The organism is Amycolatopsis heterodermiae (assembly GCF_034929455.1).
Lineage (GTDB): Bacteria > Actinomycetota > Actinomycetes > Mycobacteriales > Pseudonocardiaceae > Amycolatopsis > Amycolatopsis heterodermiae.
Window position 1 is genome coordinate 345,940 of sequence record NZ_JAYFSI010000009.1, and the last position, 15,687, is coordinate 361,626.

The following is a 15,687-nucleotide window of genomic DNA, read 5'->3' on the forward strand; positions in this document are numbered from 1 at the left end:
GCAGGCCACAGCGAAGGGGGCCCGGGATGACGACGCCGACCAGCGCCGGAGAGCTGTTGCGGCTGGTCCGGACCGGCCAGGCGACCACGCGGAAAGCCCTGCTCACGCGCAGCGGGCTGTCCCGCTCGACGCTGACCGCCCGGCTGGACCTGCTCCAGACGGCGGGCCTGCTGGCCGAGGGCGGGCAGGAGGACTCCACCGGCGGCCGCCCGGCGCGGCAGCTGCGGTTCGACGACCGGCACGCCGTCGTCCTCGCCGCGAGCGTCGACACGATGCACGCCGAGGTCGCGCTCACCGACCTGTCCGGCCGCCGGCTCGCGCACCGCGAGGGCCCGCTGCGCGTCGCCGACGGCCCGGAACCCGTGCTCGGCCGGATCGCGGAGTGGTTCGAGGCGATGCTGGCCGAGGCCGACGTCCCGGTCTGCGGCGTGGGGATCTCCGTGCCGGGGCCGGTCGAGCCGGGCCAGGCGCGGGTCACGCAGCCGCCGATCATGCCGGGCTGGGACCACTACCCGATCGACGAGTACCTGGGCGAGCGCTTCGGCGCCCCGGTGCTGGTCGACAACGACGCCAACCTGATGGCCCTGGGCGAGCACCGCGCGCGGCACCCGGAATCGCGCGCGCTGGTCGTCGTCAAGGTGTCCACCGGGATCGGCGCCGGCCTGGTGATCGGCGGCGAGGTGTACCGCGGCGTCGACGGCGGGGCCGGCGACATCGGGCACATCCGGCTGCCGGGCTTCCCCGAGGCCCGCTGCATGTGCGGCTCCCTGGGCTGCCTGGCGGCGGTCGCCAGCGGCGGCGCGCTGGCCGCGCGCCTGACCGAACAGGGCCTGCCGACGACGTCGGGATCGGGCGTCCGCGACCGCATCCTGGCCGGCGAGCCGGCGGCGGTCCGCCTGGCCGAGTTCGCCGGCCGCCAGGTGGGGGAGGTGCTGGCGACGCTGGTGTCGGTGGTCAACCCGGGCGTCCTGGTGATCGCGGGTGACCTGGCCGAACCGCATTTCGTCGCGGGAGTCCGCGAGGTGCTCTACCGGCGGGCGCTGCCGCGGGCGACGCAGAGCCTGAAGGTCGAGATCGGCGGCACCGGGCTCGCGGTGGGCGGCGCGGTGGCGATGGTGGTGGAGTCGGTGTTTTCCCCGGCCGAGGTGGATCGCCGGCTGACGACGGCCTAAGTGCCGTCATGGCCCGACTGTCCGGAGTGGACGGAGCGACCGACTTTCGTAGGTGGCGAACGCCCACCCGGCGTGGTCCGTAATACGGTCACGAACCGGACTTACCGTGCATTCAGGATCAATCCTCGCGTATTCAGCACGACAAATCGGATTTCCGTACCACGGCCCCGGCCCCGTGAATTCGCGACGAGATAACGGTTCCGCAAGTACTTCCCCGGAAGCGGAACCCCGATCTAGTCTCGTCCGGTGTTCCAGGTCCTTTACTGGGGGCCGATTCAAAAGAGGGAGATTTCTGTGCGAAGAAGCTCCACCCTGCTCCTTTCGCTCGCGGTGGTGGGTGGTCTCACCGCAGCCATGCCCGCCGCGGCGTCGGCGCAGGGGCGTCAGGACATTCCGCAGTCGCACCCGTTGTGGGCGAACGCGCAGGCGAAGGTCGCCGACACGGCGCCCGCGGCGAAGCTGAGCTTCCGCGTCTACCTGAACCAGCGCGACAACGCCGGGGCCGAGGCGCTGGCCCAGGCCGTGTCCGACCCGGACAGCAAGACCTACCGCCAGTTCCTGAGCACCGACCAGGTGCGGGACCGCTTCGCCGCCGGCGACGCGACCGTCAACGCCGTCAAGGCGTGGCTGACCGGCAGCGGCTTCAGCATCGGTGACATCCCGTCGAACCGCGCCTACGTCGAGGCCACCGGCACCGCCGACCAGACGCAGAACGCGTTCGGCGTCAAGCTGGGCAAGTACAAGGTCAAGGGCCAGACCCTCCGCGCCGCCGACAAGAACCTGTCGGTGCCCGCGAACCTGGCGGGCGACGTGCTCGGCGTCGTCGGCGTGGACCAGGCGACGAACCTGTTCAAGCCGGACCACGCCACCGGCTCCGGGACGCCGTCCGACGTCGCGCCCGGCCCCGGCTTCCGCAACGCGAGGCCGTGCAGCGCCTACTACGGCGAGAAGGTCGACACCACCGACCCCGCCTACAACGGCAAGCACCTGCCGTACGCCCCGTGCGGCTACACCCCGGCGCAGCTGCGGTCGGCCTACGGCGTCGACAAGGTCGGCGCGGACGGCAAGGGCACCACGATCGCCATCGTCGACGCGTTCGCCTCGCCGACCATCTACGCCGACGCGAGCACGTACGCGAAGAAGAACGACCCGCAGCACCCGCTGAAGCAGAGCCAGTTCTCGCAGCACATCTTCCCGGCGAACCCGGTTCTCGAGCCGCCGGACCAGTGTGACGCGGCGGGCTGGTACGGCGAGGAGACCCTCGACGTCGAAGCTGCGCACGGGCTCGCCCCGGGCGCGAACATCCTGTACGTCGGCGGGGAGTCCTGCGAGGACAACGCCCTCGACGTGGCGCTGAACTACGTGATCGCCGGCCACAAGGCCGACATCGTGTCGAACTCCTACGGCGACACCGGCGAGGACATCCCGGCCGACGAGGTCAAGGTGTTCAACCAGATCTCGCTGCAGGCGGTGCTCGAGGGCATCGGCGTCTACTTCTCCTCGGGCGACAACGGTGACGAGGTCGCGCGCCTCGGCACGCCGTCGCCGGACTTCTCCGCCTCGGCGCCGTGGATCACCGCGGTCGGCGGCACGTCCATCGCGATCGGCAAGGACGGCAAGCGGATCTTCGAGACCGGCTGGGAGACCAGCAAGTCCTCGCTGACCAACGGCGTCTACGGCCCGGCGGCCTACACCAGCGGTTCCGGTGGCGGCACGAGCCGGCTGTTCACGCAGCCCTTCTACCAGAAGGGTGTCGTGCCGGACGCGCTGGCGAAGAAGAACCAGACCGGGAACACCAAGGGCCGCGTCGTGCCGGACATCTCGGCGATCGGTGACCCGAACACCGGCTTCCTGGTCGGCCAGACGCAGACCTTCCCGGACGGCGCCTACTACGACCAGTACCGGATCGGCGGCACGAGCCTCGCGTCGCCGGTGTTCGCCGGCATCATGGCGGTGGCCGACAGCTTCGACCACTTCCACCACGGCTTCATCAACCCCGTGATCTACAAGCTGACCTCCCGTACCCCGGCGATCAGCGACGTGAAGCACGTGGACGCCGCGGTGGAGCGCGTTGACTACGCCAACTCGGTCGACGCGTCGGACGGCCTGCTCACCTCGGTGCGCACGCTCGACTACCAGGGTCTGACCATCCACACGACCCCGGGCTACGACGACGTGACGGGTCTCGGCACGCCCAACGGGCTGCTGTTCCTGCTGCTCGTCTAGGCAACGCACTGTGAGAGGCCCCCTCGCCTGCCTGGCGAGGGGGCCTTTTCACGTCCTGAGCGGGATGACCGCGCACACCGTGGTCCCGCCGCTGCCGCTGTCGACGCTCAGCTCGCCACCCAGGGCCTGGACGCGGTCGCGCAGCCCGGCCAGCCCCGAGCCCTGGTCGGCGGACGCGCCGCCCACGCCCTGGTCGGTCACCTCGACCCGCAGCTGCCCGCCGTCCACCGCGAGGCGGACGTCCACGTGGTCGGTCCGGGCGTGCTTCAACGTGTTCGTCAGGGCTTCCGACGTCACGTAGTAGGCGGTCGCCTCCACCGCCCCGTCGAGGCGGGGGACCGGGCCCGCCGAGAGCGTCACCCGCATCGGGATCCGGTCGGCCAGCGACCGGACGGCCGCGCTCAGCCCCGCCTCGGTCAGGATCGCCGGCCGGATGCCGCGGGCCAGTTCGCGCAGCTCGGTGATCGCGGTCTGCAGCTCGTCGACGGTGCTCTTCAGCAACGTGCGGACGTCCGGTGGCAGGTCCGCGCGGCGGTCGGCCAGCCGCAGCAGCAGCACGACGCTGACCAGCCGCTGCTGGGCGCCGTCGTGGAGGTCGCGCTCCAGGCGCCGTCGCTCGTCGTCGCCGGCCGCGACGAGCCGGGCCCGCGAAGCCCGTACCTCCGCCAGGCGCTGCTCGAGCTCGGCGGTGAGCCGCTGGTTGTCCAGCACCAGCCCGGCGGCCGCGTTCAGCGCGTCGATCGACCGGCTGTCCTTCCACACCTCGTCGTCCTGCACCAGCGCCGCCAGCCCGGTGCCGTCGCGCTCCAGAAGCAGCCGGATCATCTCGGCGTTGCCGACGCGGGCGCGCAGCACGCCGACCAGGAACGCCAGCGGCCACAGGCAGAACGAGACCCGGTAGATCTGCAGCAGCGGCCCCGAAAGCGGCTGCCCGTCGCCGAGCGCGGTGCCCGCCGCCGACGTCAGCGCGCCGAGCAGGGCGATCGTGATCACCGGGGACAGCAGCCGCCGCTGCGGGAGCCGTCCGGTCAGCCACCGGTACAGGAGCACGAGGACCACGCCGGCGCTGATCACCGCGGCCGCCAGGCCGAGGACGCGGTCGGCGACGCCACGGCCGTTGTGGTCGGCGGAGATCGCCAGCAGGTCGCGGGGGTCGTCGCTGAACAGCAGCCCGAGCACGCCGAGCGCGAGCACGACCAGGTACGACGACGCCACGAGCAGCCGTTCCCACCGCGACCGCAGCCTGCCGTGCGGGAACGCGAGCACCAGGTGCGCGATCACCGGGCTGGACGCGGCGCGCAGCGGCACGGCGATCGTGTACAGCACCGGGTCGTCCGTGAACTGCAGGTCTTCCAGGAACAACGCGACACCGACGAGCGCGATGAGCACGCCGATCGGGTTGGCCGGCCGCCGCACGTGCGCGACCGCGCCGGCGAGCAGGAACAGGCACCCGGTGGTGGTGCTGAGGGTGGTGTCGAGCGCGGGGTGACTGCCGTCGGCGACCTTGAGCGCCAGCGCGGCGACACCGAGCCCGAACCCGGCGGCGAGCAGACCGGTCATCACGACGGTCCGGGGGTGCTGCACCACGCGAACCCCTCCCCGGCCGGCTAATCGCTGATTCGCCCGTTCGGGCCGTCGCGTTACACCGAGCGGATGCGCCTTTAGGGTGATCACGACGCCACCCTCGCCGCGATTCGGTGCCGGGGTGTCGCGCTCGTGGCCGACCGCTCGCGCAATCGGACATTTGCCCGCGCTGCTCTTCGCGGTTGTGCCTGGGTTGGCGCGCAATCGGACATTTGCCCGCGCTGCCTCTCGCGGTGATGCGCGCGCCTGCAGCCGCAATCGGACATCGTCCGCGCTGCTCCTCGCGGCCGTGCCCGCATTGGTGTTGCCCGCGCTGCCCCTCGCGGTGATCGCGCCTGTGGCCGCAATCGGGCATCGCCCGGGGGCTGCTCCTCGCACCCGTGCCCGCGGCAGCGCGCAATCGGACATCCCCCGAGCTGCTACCTCCCACCCGTCCCTGCAGCGACGCCGGCGCCCACTCCCGATCGGCAACCCGCGCCGCCGGGGGTGTGGCGGCGCGCACTCGTGGCCTTCACCTGGGCGTCCGCGTCCTAGGGTTGCCTCGATCAGCCGAGTGGAGGCAGGACATGAGCGGACGCGGTCTCGACGCCGAGGTCTTCGGCGGGCGGATGCCCGCCGGGGGTTCGGACCTGGCGATCGAAACCCACGGCATCACCCCGGTCCCCGAAGGCAACCGGTTCGGGCGGCCGTGGCGGCAGTTCAGCGTGTGGTTCGCGCCGAACCTGACGATGACCGCGGTCTTCACCGGCACGCTCGCCGCGTCGCTCGGCCTCGGCTTCTGGACGGGCCTGGTCGCGATGCTCGCCGGCACCGTGCTCGGCTCGCTGCCGGTGGCTTACCTGTCGACCTGGGGCCCGCGCACCGGCACCGGCCAGCTGCCGCTCGCGCGCCTGCCGTTCGGGGGCGGCGTCGTGCTGCCCGGCCTGGTGCAGTGGCTCGGCTCGATCGCCTGGGACGCGCTCGTCGGGCTGTTCGGCGGTGAGGCGCTGGCCGAGCTGACCGGGCTGCCGTTCTGGGCCGCGGTGCTGATCGTGCTGGTGCTGCAGTGCGCCCTCGGCGTCTTCGGCTACGCGCTGATCCACCGCGTGCAGGCCGTGATGAGCGTGCTGCTGGTGCTCGCGTTCGCCGCGCTCGCCGTGAAGGTCCTCTCCGGGCACCCGATCGCGACGGCCGACACCGCGACCGGCGGCGACCACACCGGCGCCGTCGTACTGTTCTCGACGATCGCGCTGTCGCTGGCGATCTCCTGGGCGCCGTACGCCTCGGACTTCAGCCGTTACCTGCCCGCGGAGACGTCGTCTCGCGGCGTCTTCTGGTTCACGCTCCTCGGGCTGACGGCGTCCTACGCGATCGGCGAAGGCCTCGGGCTCGCGCTCGGGACGTCGCTCGGCGACCAGACGGCGACGGGCGTCGCGACGCTGCTCGGCGGCGGGTTTCTCGGCTCGCTGGCGCTCGCGGTGATCGCGCTCGCGGCGGTGTCGTCCAACGCGATGAACGACTACAGCGGCTCGCTCGCGCTGCAGACCGTCGGCGTCCGGCTGCGGCGCCCGGTGTCGGCGGTGCTCGTCACGGTGCTCGCGTTCGCGCTGATCCTCTGGATGCACAGCGGCGAGCTGGCGGCGAAGTTCCAGAACGTGCTGCTGTTCGTCAGCTACTGGATCCCGCCGTTCCTCGGCGTCGTGCTGCCGGACTGGCTGCGGCGCACCCGCGGTGGCGAGCGCGTCGACGTCCGGGCCGCGACGACCGCGCGTCCCTGGGCCGCCGTCGTGGCGTTCGTCGTGGGCTTCGCCGCGGCGGTGCCGTTCATGAACACCTCGCTCTACACCGGACCGGTCGCCGCGGCCCTGCACGGCGCCGATCTCGCCTACTACGTCGGGCTCGTCGTTTCGCTGGCAGCGTATTTGCTGCTGCGCGGCCGGCATGCGGTTGACCTCAAGTAATGTAGAGGTTCGACGATGGTGTGGTACCCCTGCAAGGAGGAACCATGCCAGTCGCACTGATCACCGGCGCCTCGGCGGGGCTGGGGAAGGCCCTCGCCGCGGCGCTGGTGAGTCGCAAGTGGACGGTCATCGGCGACGGCCGGGACGCGGCCGCGCTGACCGCCGCCGCCCGGGAGGCCGGGTTCACGCCCGTCCCCGGCGACGTCGCCGACCCGGCCCACCGCGCCGACCTCGCCGCCGCTGCCGGGCCGTCGCTCGACCTGCTCGTCAACAACGCCAGCACCCTCGGCGTCAGCCCCCTGCCGCCGCTGGGCCGCTATCCCTTGGCGGAGCTGGAAGACGTCTACCGCGTGAACGTCTTCGCGCCGCTCGCGCTCACCCAGCTGCTGCTGCCCGCCCTCACGAAGACCGGCGGCACGATCGTCGGCGTCAGCTCGGACGCCGCCGTCGAAGCCTACGAAGGCTGGGGCGGTTACGGCTCCGCGAAGGCCGCGCTCGACCAGCTCACCGCCGTGCTCGGCACGGAACACCCGGACCTGGCCGTGTACGCGGTCGACCCCGGCGACATGCGCACCGCGATGCACCAGCTCGCCTTCCCTGGCGAGGACATCTCCGACCGGCCGCTGCCCGGCGCGTCCGTCCCGGCGTTCCTGCGGCTGCTCGACGAACGCCCGGCCAGCGGCCGCTACCGCGCCGCCGACCTGCTGGCGCCCGCATGAGCGTCCGGTTCGACCTGCCCGAGGAGCTCTCGGCGTCGGCGCCCCCGGAGGCCCGCGGCCTGGCCCGCGACGAGGTCCGCCTGCTGGTCGCGGACCCGTCCGGGGTGCACCACACGGTCTTCAACGCGCTGGGTGAGCACCTGCGGGCCGGGGACCTGCTGGTCGTCAACACGTCCGGGACGCTGCCCGCGGCGATCGACGCGCGCCGCGGCCGGCAGCAGGTCGTCGTGCACTTCTCGACCGAGCTCGACGACGGCGCGTGGGTGGTCGAGCTGCGCGCGCCCGGTGGACCGCTGCTCGACGGCCGGCCGGGGGAGCGGCTGGCGCTGCCCGGCGGCGCGTCGCTGGCGCTGCTGGCCGCGTACGTGCCGGGGCAGGCGCGGCTGTGGCGGGCCTCGGTGTCCGTCCCGGTGCCCGGGCTGCTGGCCGCGAGCGGACGCCCGATCCGCTACGGCTACGTCCCGCGCGCGTGGCCGCTGGCCGACTACCAGACGGTGTTCGCCCGCGAGCCGGGCAGCGCGGAGATGCCGTCGGCGGCCCGGCCGTTCACCGACGCGCTGGTCACGCGCCTGGTGACCGACGGGGTGCTGTTCGCGCCGCTGCTGCTGCACACCGGGGTGTCGTCGCTGGAGACGGGCGAGCCGCCGCAGGCCGAGCGCTTCCACGTGCCCGCGACGACCACGGCGCTGGTCGCGTGGGTCCGGGCCCGCGGCGGCCGCGTGGTCGCGGTGGGCACGACGGCGGCCCGCGCCCTGGAGTCGGCCGCCGACGGTCCCGCCGAGGGCTGGACGGACCTGGTCCTGAGCCCGGACCGCCCGGCCCGGGTCGTCGACGGCATCGTCACCGGCCTGCACGCGCCGGACGCGTCCCACCTGCTGCTCCTGGAGGCGGTGGCCGGCCCGGACCTGGTCCAGCGCGCCTACGACGCGGCGGTGCAGCGTCGTTACCTGTGGCACGAGTTCGGCGACGTCTCCCTGCTCCTGCGCCGCTGAAAAGCCGTGAAGGGCTACTGCCGGGCCGGTTCGCGGGCGTCGTCCTGGTGGCGGGCCCGGTAGAGGCCGGCGACGGCGACGGCCGTGATCCCCAGGCCGACGCCGCTGACGATCGAGGCCACCAGGCTCGCCGTGCCGGTCGCCAGGCCGAAGAGCCCGGCCAGGTAGACCGGGATGCACAGGCTCACCGGCAGCCACGTCCGCAGCGCGAACGCGCGGTCCGACGCCAGCCACAGCACCAGCGTCACGGCCGCCGCGGTGACGACCGGGATCGCCCAGACGACCAGGCTCGTCACGGCGTCCATGCCGAGTGACCGGAGCCACTCGAACGACGCCTGGCCCAGCCCGACGAAGAGCACGACCAGCGCCACGCGGATGGTGGCCCCCTGGCCGGTGCGGTGTGCGGTGCTCGTCATGTCATCCCTCCGAATCCGTGGTCACCTCTACCACGTTCGGATGACGCGACTGGTTGCCCGCAGTTCGCAATCGGACGATGAGCAGCAGAAACGCCACGGCCGCCGGGACCGAAAGGAAGATCGACACGAACAGGTGACCCCGGGACGCCGAGCCGGTGACCAGGCCGGTCAGGCCGAGCGCGGCCGTCGGCAGGCTCATCCAGAGCGGCAGGAACCGCAGCCAGCCGGGCCGTCCGCGGCCGGTGAACAGCCAGCGCAGGGCGCCCGCCAGCAGGACGGCGAGCGGAACCGTGGCCACCACCCACACCGCGGCCCACTCGCCCAGGCCGGCCGTGGTCAGCCAGTCGGCCCCGATCGGCCCGAGGGCCCCGAGTGCCCACATGGTGAGCACCGCCGCGATGACCGCCCGGATCTCGTTCGCTGTCTTCATCGGCTCCCCCTCAGAAGTCGTCGGGAGGACCACGCTCGAACCGGCCAGTCGGTTGCACCTAGGCGCCCTCATCACCGATGTCAAGAAATCTCACCGGATTTCCCGGGATGCGGATGGCTATGCGCCCGGGTGGGTGACCGTGCGAACCTCGCCCGGACATCGACCCCGCGAAAGGCGACGCTGACGTGCGCACCCACCACAGAACCCGCTTCCTGGCCTCGGCGCTCGCCGCCCTGACCGTCGTGGGCGTGCTCGCCGGCTGTTCCCGCGCCGCGGAGAACACCGCCCCCGCCGCCAACGCGGGCACCGCCACCGAGGTCCGGCTCGGGTTCTTCCCGAACGTCACGCACGCCCCGGCGCTGATCGGCGTCAAGAAGGACTTCTTCAAGCAGGAACTGGGCTCGACCAAGCTCACCACCCAGACGTTCAACGCGGGCCCCGAAGAGGTCAACGCGCTGCTGGGAAACTCGCTCGACATCGCCTACATCGGCTCCGGCCCGGCGATCAACGCCTTCACCAAGTCCAAGGGCACCATCCAGCTGATCTCCGGTGCCGTCTCCGGTGGCGCGCAGCTGGTCGTCAAGCCGGACATCGCGAGCGTCGACGCGCTCAAGGGCAAGAACATCGCCACCCCGCAGCTGGCCAACACCCAGGACGTCGCGCTCAAGAAGTTCGTCGCGGGCAAGAACCTGACCGGTCAGGTCAAGATCACCAACCTGGACAACTCGAAGACGCTCGACGCGTTCAAGAAGGGCGAGGTCGACGGCGGCTGGTTGCCCGAGCCGTGGTCGTCGCGGCTGGTCCTCGACGCCGGCGCGAAGGTCCTGGTCGACGAGAAGGACCTGTGGCCCGGCGGCCGCTTCCCGACCACCGTGATCATCGTGCGCAGCCAGTTCCTGCAGGAGCACCCGGACACCGTCCGCGCCGTGCTGAAGGGCCAGCTGGCCGCGATCGACTGGGCGAAGACCAACCCGGCGGACGCGAAGACCGTGGTCAACGGCGCGCTGAAGGAGCTGGCCGGCAGCAGCCTGAGCGCGGCCGTCATCGACCGCGCGTTCTCGAACATCGAGCTGACCACCGACCCGATCCCCGCCGAGTTCCCGCAGCTCGCGCAGGACTCGGTGACGGCGGGCGTGGTGAAGTCGGCTGTCGCTCTGAAGGGCTTCGCGGACTTCGGCCCGCTGAACGACGTCCTCAAGGGCCAGAACCAGCCCGCCGTGAACGCCCCCGAACTCGTGAAGTGATCCGGAGAGGCAGCCAACGATGACCACCACCCTCCCGACCGGCCGGAGCAACTACACCGGCGCGACCGCGGTGCGTCTCGACGGCGTCCGCAAGGCGTTCGGCCCGGCCGGCCGCGCGGTGGTCGCGCTGGACGGCGTCGACCTGACGGTCGCGCCCGGCGAGTTCGTCTGCCTGCTCGGCGCGTCCGGCTGCGGCAAGACCACCCTGCTCAACCTGGTCGCGGGCCTGGACGCGCCGTCGGCGGGGGAGATCACGCTCAACACGTCCCGGCCGGCGGTGATGTTCCAGGAGGCCGCGCTGATGCCGTGGCTGACCGCCGCGCGCAACGTCGAGCTGCCGCTGCGGCTGGCCGGGTTCGGCCGGGCCGAGCGCCGCGCAAAGGCCGCCGAGCTGCTGGAACTCGTCCGGCTGACCGGCGCGGGCACCAAGCGGCCGCACGAGCTGTCCGGCGGCATGCGCCAGCGTGTCGCCCTGGCCCGCGCGCTGGCCGCGACCCTGCGGGTCGGCGGCGACCCGGAGCAGGCGCTGCTGCTGATGGACGAGCCGTTCGCCGCGCTCGACGCCATCACCCGCGACGTCCTGCAGGGCGAGCTGCTGCGCGTCTACCGCAGCACCGGCACGTCGGTGCTGTTCGTGACCCACGACGTGCGCGAGGCGGTCCGGCTCGGGCAGCGCGTGGTGCTCCTGTCGTCGCGGCCCGGGCGGGTCGTGCGCGAGTGGACGGACGTGCCGCTGGCCGACGCCGAGGAGCTCACCGAAGAGATCACCGGGCACCTGCGAGAGGTGATCAGCACCCATGCCGCAGCTTGACCGGCCGGCCGGTGACATCGAGGACGTCGAAGACCTCGGTGCCGTCGGTTCCGGACTGGACGCGCTCGACGCTCCGATCGGCGAACGCCGTCCGAGCTTCTGGAAGCGGTTCGCCTGGGGGTTCCTGCCGCCGGTGCTCGCGCTGGTCCTGCTCATCGTCGTCTGGCAGCTGCTGTGGGCCGCGGCGTTCTGGCCGGAGGCGCAGCTGCCCGCGCCGCTCGCGGTGTGGGACGAGTTCTGGAGCCGCGTCGTCACCGGTGAGGTGTTCGGGTTCGTCTGGACGTCGGTGCACCGCGCGGCCCTCGGGTTCCTCGCCGGGGTCGTCCTCGGCACGCCGCTCGGGCTGCTCGTCGCGAAGGTCCGGATCGTGCGGGCCGCGATCGGGCCGCTGCTGACCGGGCTGCAGAGCCTGCCGTCGGTGGCGTGGGTGCCGGCCGCGATCCTGTGGTTCGGCATCAACGACGGCGCGATCTACTTCGTCGTGCTGCTCGGCTCGGTGCCGTCGATCGCGAACGGCCTGGTCTCGGGCATCGACCAGATCCCGCCGATCCTGCCGCGCGTGGGCCAGGTGATGGGCGCGGGACGGCTGTCGTCGGCCCGGCACATCCTGCTGCCCGCGGCGCTGCCCGGCTTCCTCGCCGGGCTCAAGCAGGGCTGGGCGTTCTCGTGGCGCTCGCTGATGGCGGCCGAGCTGATCGCGCTGTCCCCGCAGCTGGGCGTCGGCCTCGGCGCGTACCTGAACCAGGGGTCCTCGCTCAACAGCATCGAGACGGTGATCGCGGCGATCTTCCTGATCCTGCTGGTCGGGGTCGGGATCGAGCTCATCGTGTTCCGCCCGCTGGAGCGCGCGGTGCTGCGGGCGCGCGGGCTGACGTCGTCGCTCTAGAAAGTTTTCCGCCCGGCATGTCGAAGCGGCGCTGACGGCGTCGACGTCCCCTTCGCAAGCAGTCCTGGGTGCGAAGGAGAGTCCGATGGGTGTCGTGGCTGTGCTGGTGGCCTCGGTGGCGGGGTTCGTGGTGAGCTCTGCCTGGTACATGGCGTTCGGGACGGTCTGGGCCGGCCTGAGTACGGCGGCCGTGGAGCGGCCCGCGCCGTGGAAGATGGTCGCGGAGTTCGTCCGGACGCTGCTGCTGGTGACCGTGTTCGCCGGGTTGCTGACCGCGGTGGGCGTCGACGGCGTCGGCGGTGCGCTCGGGCTGGCGCTGGTGCTCTGGGTGGGGTTCCCGGTGCTGATATTGGCCGGTTCGGTGCTGCACGAGAACGTGCCGGTGCGGCTGGCCGCCTTGCACGCGGGCGACTGGCTGGTCAAGATCCTGGTCGTGGCCGTGATCGTGGGGGTGTGGCGATGACCGGGGTGCTGCTCGGCGGGATCGCGTTCGGCGAGTCCCCGCGCTGGCACGACGGCCGGTTGTGGTTCGCCGACTGGCTGGCCCACGAGATCGTCGCGGTCACGCCGGCGGGGGAGCGTGAGGTCGTGTTCCGCGCGGACTTCCCGACGATGCCGATGTGCTTCGACTTCCTCGACGGCGACCCGCTGATCGTCTCGTCCTCGCAGGGGTTGCTGCTGCGGTTGTCCGGGGACGGCACCCTGTCCACCCACGCCGAGCTGGGCTCGACCGGCTTCAACGAGATCGTGGTGGCTTCGGACGGCGGCTGCTACGTCAACGGCGGCGGCTCCGACTTGATGGCGCGGGAGGCCTTCCGGCCGGGGGTGGTCAAGTACGTCTCACCGGCCGGGGAGGTGCGCGAGGTCGCGGACGGCATCGCGTTCGGCAACGGCATGGCCCTGACCCCGGACGGCGCGACGCTGATCGTGGCCGAGTCGTACGCGAACCACCTGACGGCGTTCACCGTGGCCTCGGACGGCTCCCTGAGCGACCGCCGCGTGTGGGCGGACCTCGGCGACGGCGTCCCGGACGGCATCGCCCTGGACGCGTCGGGCGCGATCTGGGTGGCGGACGTCCCGGGCAAGTCGTGCACGCGGGTCCGTGAAGGCGGCGAAGTCCTGGACCGGGTGACGCTGGACAGCGGGTGTTTCGCGTGCGCGCTGAGCGAGGACACGCTGTACCTGGTGACCCAGGAGTGGCACGGCCTGGACGGCGTCGGGACGGGCCCGCGAACGGGCCGGATCCTGACGGTGCCTATTCCTCGGTAGCCACTTCGAGCGAGAGCTGCTGAAGGGCCTCGAGAACGTCGGGCCGGGCCTCGTCCTCCTCGTAGGCCTCGACGATCTTGACGAACCCCATGAGCAGCCCGCGCATGACGGCCTCCTGCCGGTGCGCCAGCTGGTCGACGGCCTGGTTCACGATCTGCTGAACCTCGGCGATGTGCTCTTCGGGGAGGGTGAAGTCGGCCGTCATGGTGAAGTCGAGCGCCCCTTCGAGCAGCTCGGGATACCCGCTGGCACCAGGCTCGCCGGTCCCGTCCCGCAGGTTCTGCCGAAGACGGTAGACCGACGCCAGCAGCCCGATGCCGGTCTGCACCAGTTCCGTGTCCTCCATGCGGGGAGCATGACACGACCAAGCCCCACACGCCGGACCGGCAAACGACACGACCCCGGGCACGCGGCCCGGGGTCGTGTCGTCAGATTGAAGGGGTCAGCGGCCTCGGCGCCCACCCGCGCGGGTGCCCGAGGAGAACGCCGCCGCGCCGCCGCTGGAACGGCCGGCTCCCGCGGCGGGGGCTCCGCCACGACGGCCGCCGCCGGACTTCGCAGCCGCGGCCGGGGCACCGGAACGGCGTGCGCCGCCCGAGCCGCCCGAAGCGGGGGCACCGCCACGGCGGCCGCCGCCGGAAGACCGAGGCTGCTGGTCGTCGCGGCGGGACTGGGCCGCCGCCGCGCGGGAACGCTCGCCGCCGCGGTTGTCCTTCGGCGTCGCCGGGGCGCCGCGGCGGCCGCGGCCGCCGCCCGGTGCCGCGCCCGAGGCCGTGACCTTCTTCGGGCGGTTGTCCACCGGCGGGCGCTTCGGGGACGCCGTGAACGACCGCTCGCCCGGGGCCAGCTCCGCCAGCAGCGGGTGACCCGGGCCGAGCTGGGTGGTGGTCGGCTTGATGCCGGCCTTGCGGGTGAGGTCGCGGACGTCGCGGACCTGCGCGTCGGTCATCAGCGTCACCACCGTGCCGGACGCGCCGGCGCGTGCCGTGCGGCCCGAGCGGTGCAGGTACGCCTTGTGCTCGACGGGCGGGTCGGCGTGGATGACCAGCCGGACGTCGTCGACGTGGATGCCCCGCGCCGCGATGTCCGTCGCGACCAGCGTCTTGGCCGCCCCCGAGGAGAACGCCTCGAGGTTGCGGGTGCGCGCGTTCTGGCCGAGGTTGCCGTGCAGCTCGACGGCCGGGACGCCGGACGCCACCAGCTTGCGGGTCAGCGCCTTCGCGCGGCTCTTCGTCCGGGTGAACACCAGCGTGCGGCCCGGCGCCGCGGTGAGGTCGACCAGCACCGGCAGCCGGTGGGTCTCCTCGAGGTGCAGCACGTGGTGCTCCATCGTCGAGACCGGCGACTGCGCCGAGTCGACGCTGTGCGTGATCGGGTCGCTCATGAAGCGCTTGACCAGCACGTCGACGCCGTTGTCGAGGGTCGCGGAGAACAGCATCCGCTGCCCGCGCGACGGCGTGGCGTCTATGATCCGCCGCACCTCGGGCAGGAAGCCCAGGTCGGCCATGTGGTCGGCCTCGTCGAGCACGGTGATCTCGATGGCGTCGAGCTTCACGTGCCCGGAGCGCATGTGGTCGGCGAGCCGGCCGGGGCAGGCGACGACGATGTCGACGCCGTCACGCAGCCGGGTGATCTGCGGGTTGGCCGAGACGCCGCCGAAGATGGTGGTCGTCTTCAGGCCGAGCGGCTTGGCCAGCGGCAGGATGGACGCTTCGATCTGCGTCGCGAGCTCGCGGGTCGGCGCCAGGATCAGCGCGCGCGGACGGCCGGGCCTGCGCCGCGTCGGGCCCGCCGAGAGGCGCGCCAGCACGGGCAGCACGAAGCCGTAGGTCTTGCCGGAGCCGGTCCGGCCGCGGCCGAGCACGTCACGCCCGGCGAGGGTGTGCGGCAGGGTCGCCGCCTGGATGGGGAAGGGCTCGGTGACGCCCTGGGCGGCCAGCGCGTCCACGAGGGTGGTGGGCAGGCCGAGTTCAGCGAAAGTGGTCATAAGTGCATGCG

General features: G+C 72.4%; 15 protein-coding genes. 10 read left to right on the forward strand and 5 right to left on the reverse strand.

Annotation, left to right across the window (positions count from 1 at the left end; genetic code table 11):
* Positions 1–26: 26 nt before the first annotated feature.
* Together VA596_RS33830 and VA596_RS33835 are read left to right on the forward strand one after the other, a co-directional pair.
* Positions 27–1,172, forward strand: coding sequence for an ROK family protein (locus VA596_RS33830; RefSeq protein ID WP_323332407.1), 1,146 nt, complete (start codon positions 27–29; stop codon positions 1,170–1,172).
* Between the two features lie 294 nt (positions 1,173–1,466).
* Positions 1,467–3,398 carry a S53 family peptidase gene (locus tag VA596_RS33835; protein ID WP_323332409.1) on the forward strand — a complete coding sequence of 644 codons (1,932 nt, stop codon included), beginning with the start codon at positions 1,467–1,469 and terminating at the stop codon, positions 3,396–3,398.
* A gap of 48 nt (positions 3,399–3,446) precedes the next feature.
* Here the strand turns inward: VA596_RS33835 and VA596_RS33840 are convergent, their stop codons facing one another.
* Positions 3,447–4,958 carry a sensor histidine kinase gene (locus VA596_RS33840; RefSeq protein WP_323332505.1) on the reverse strand — a complete coding sequence of 504 codons (1,512 nt, stop codon included), beginning with the start codon at positions 4,956–4,958 and terminating at the stop codon, positions 3,447–3,449.
* 590 nt (positions 4,959–5,548) lie between these two features.
* Between VA596_RS33840 and VA596_RS33845 the strand changes: the two genes are divergently transcribed.
* From VA596_RS33845 to VA596_RS33855, 3 genes are read left to right on the forward strand one after another with little or no spacing between them, the layout of a single operon-like run.
* Complete coding sequence (locus VA596_RS33845) at positions 5,549–6,922, forward strand: purine-cytosine permease family protein (RefSeq protein WP_323332411.1); 1,374 nt, start codon at positions 5,549–5,551, stop codon at positions 6,920–6,922.
* Positions 6,923–6,966: 44 nt separating this feature from the next.
* On the forward strand, positions 6,967–7,641 hold the full coding sequence (locus VA596_RS33850; RefSeq protein WP_323332413.1) for an SDR family NAD(P)-dependent oxidoreductase: 675 nt from the start codon (positions 6,967–6,969) through the stop codon (positions 7,639–7,641).
* A complete protein-coding gene (locus tag VA596_RS33855) occupies positions 7,638–8,633 on the forward strand; it encodes an S-adenosylmethionine:tRNA ribosyltransferase-isomerase (RefSeq protein ID WP_323332415.1) in 996 nt (331 codons plus the stop codon). The genes VA596_RS33850 and VA596_RS33855 overlap by 4 nt, the downstream gene beginning before the upstream one ends.
* Positions 8,634–8,647: 14 nt before the next feature.
* On the opposite strand, the gene VA596_RS33860 is transcribed toward VA596_RS33855, so the two are convergent.
* Together VA596_RS33860 and VA596_RS33865 are read right to left on the reverse strand one after the other, a co-directional pair.
* Complete coding sequence (locus VA596_RS33860; RefSeq protein ID WP_323332416.1) at positions 8,648–9,049, reverse strand: hypothetical protein; 402 nt, start codon at positions 9,047–9,049, stop codon at positions 8,648–8,650.
* Between the two features lies 1 nt (position 9,050).
* Positions 9,051–9,479, reverse strand: coding sequence for a hypothetical protein (locus VA596_RS33865; protein ID WP_323332418.1), 429 nt, complete (start codon positions 9,477–9,479; stop codon positions 9,051–9,053).
* A 185-nt stretch (positions 9,480–9,664) separates the two neighbouring features.
* Between VA596_RS33865 and VA596_RS33870 the strand changes: the two genes are divergently transcribed.
* The 5 genes from VA596_RS33870 (at position 9,665) to VA596_RS33890 (ending at position 13,689) form a co-directional block, all read left to right on the forward strand.
* Positions 9,665–10,723: an ABC transporter substrate-binding protein gene (locus VA596_RS33870; RefSeq protein ID WP_323332420.1), complete on the forward strand. Its 1,059-nt coding sequence runs from the start codon at positions 9,665–9,667 to the stop codon at positions 10,721–10,723.
* Positions 10,724–10,742: 19 nt separating this feature from the next.
* Entirely contained in the window at positions 10,743–11,534 is a 792-nt protein-coding gene (locus VA596_RS33875) for an ABC transporter ATP-binding protein (RefSeq protein WP_323332422.1), read from the forward strand.
* Positions 11,521–12,420, forward strand: a complete 900-nt coding sequence (locus VA596_RS33880; RefSeq protein WP_323332423.1) for an ABC transporter permease — start codon at positions 11,521–11,523, stop codon at positions 12,418–12,420. The genes VA596_RS33875 and VA596_RS33880 overlap by 14 nt, the downstream gene beginning before the upstream one ends.
* An 85-nt stretch (positions 12,421–12,505) precedes the next feature.
* Complete coding sequence (locus VA596_RS33885; RefSeq protein ID WP_323332425.1) at positions 12,506–12,883, forward strand: DUF1761 domain-containing protein; 378 nt, start codon at positions 12,506–12,508, stop codon at positions 12,881–12,883.
* A complete protein-coding gene (locus VA596_RS33890; protein WP_323332426.1) occupies positions 12,880–13,689 on the forward strand; it encodes an SMP-30/gluconolactonase/LRE family protein in 810 nt (269 codons plus the stop codon). The genes VA596_RS33885 and VA596_RS33890 overlap by 4 nt, the downstream gene beginning before the upstream one ends.
* On the opposite strand, the gene VA596_RS33895 is transcribed toward VA596_RS33890, so the two are convergent.
* Positions 13,676–14,035 carry a hypothetical protein gene (locus tag VA596_RS33895; RefSeq protein WP_323332427.1) on the reverse strand — a complete coding sequence of 120 codons (360 nt, stop codon included), beginning with the start codon at positions 14,033–14,035 and terminating at the stop codon, positions 13,676–13,678. The genes VA596_RS33890 and VA596_RS33895 overlap by 14 nt on opposite strands.
* 96 nt (positions 14,036–14,131) lie before the next feature.
* Positions 14,132–15,676 (reverse strand): DEAD/DEAH box helicase, encoded by a 1,545-nt coding sequence (locus tag VA596_RS33900; protein WP_323332428.1) that lies wholly within the window; start codon positions 15,674–15,676, stop codon positions 14,132–14,134.
* Between the last annotated feature and the right edge of the window lie 11 nt (positions 15,677–15,687).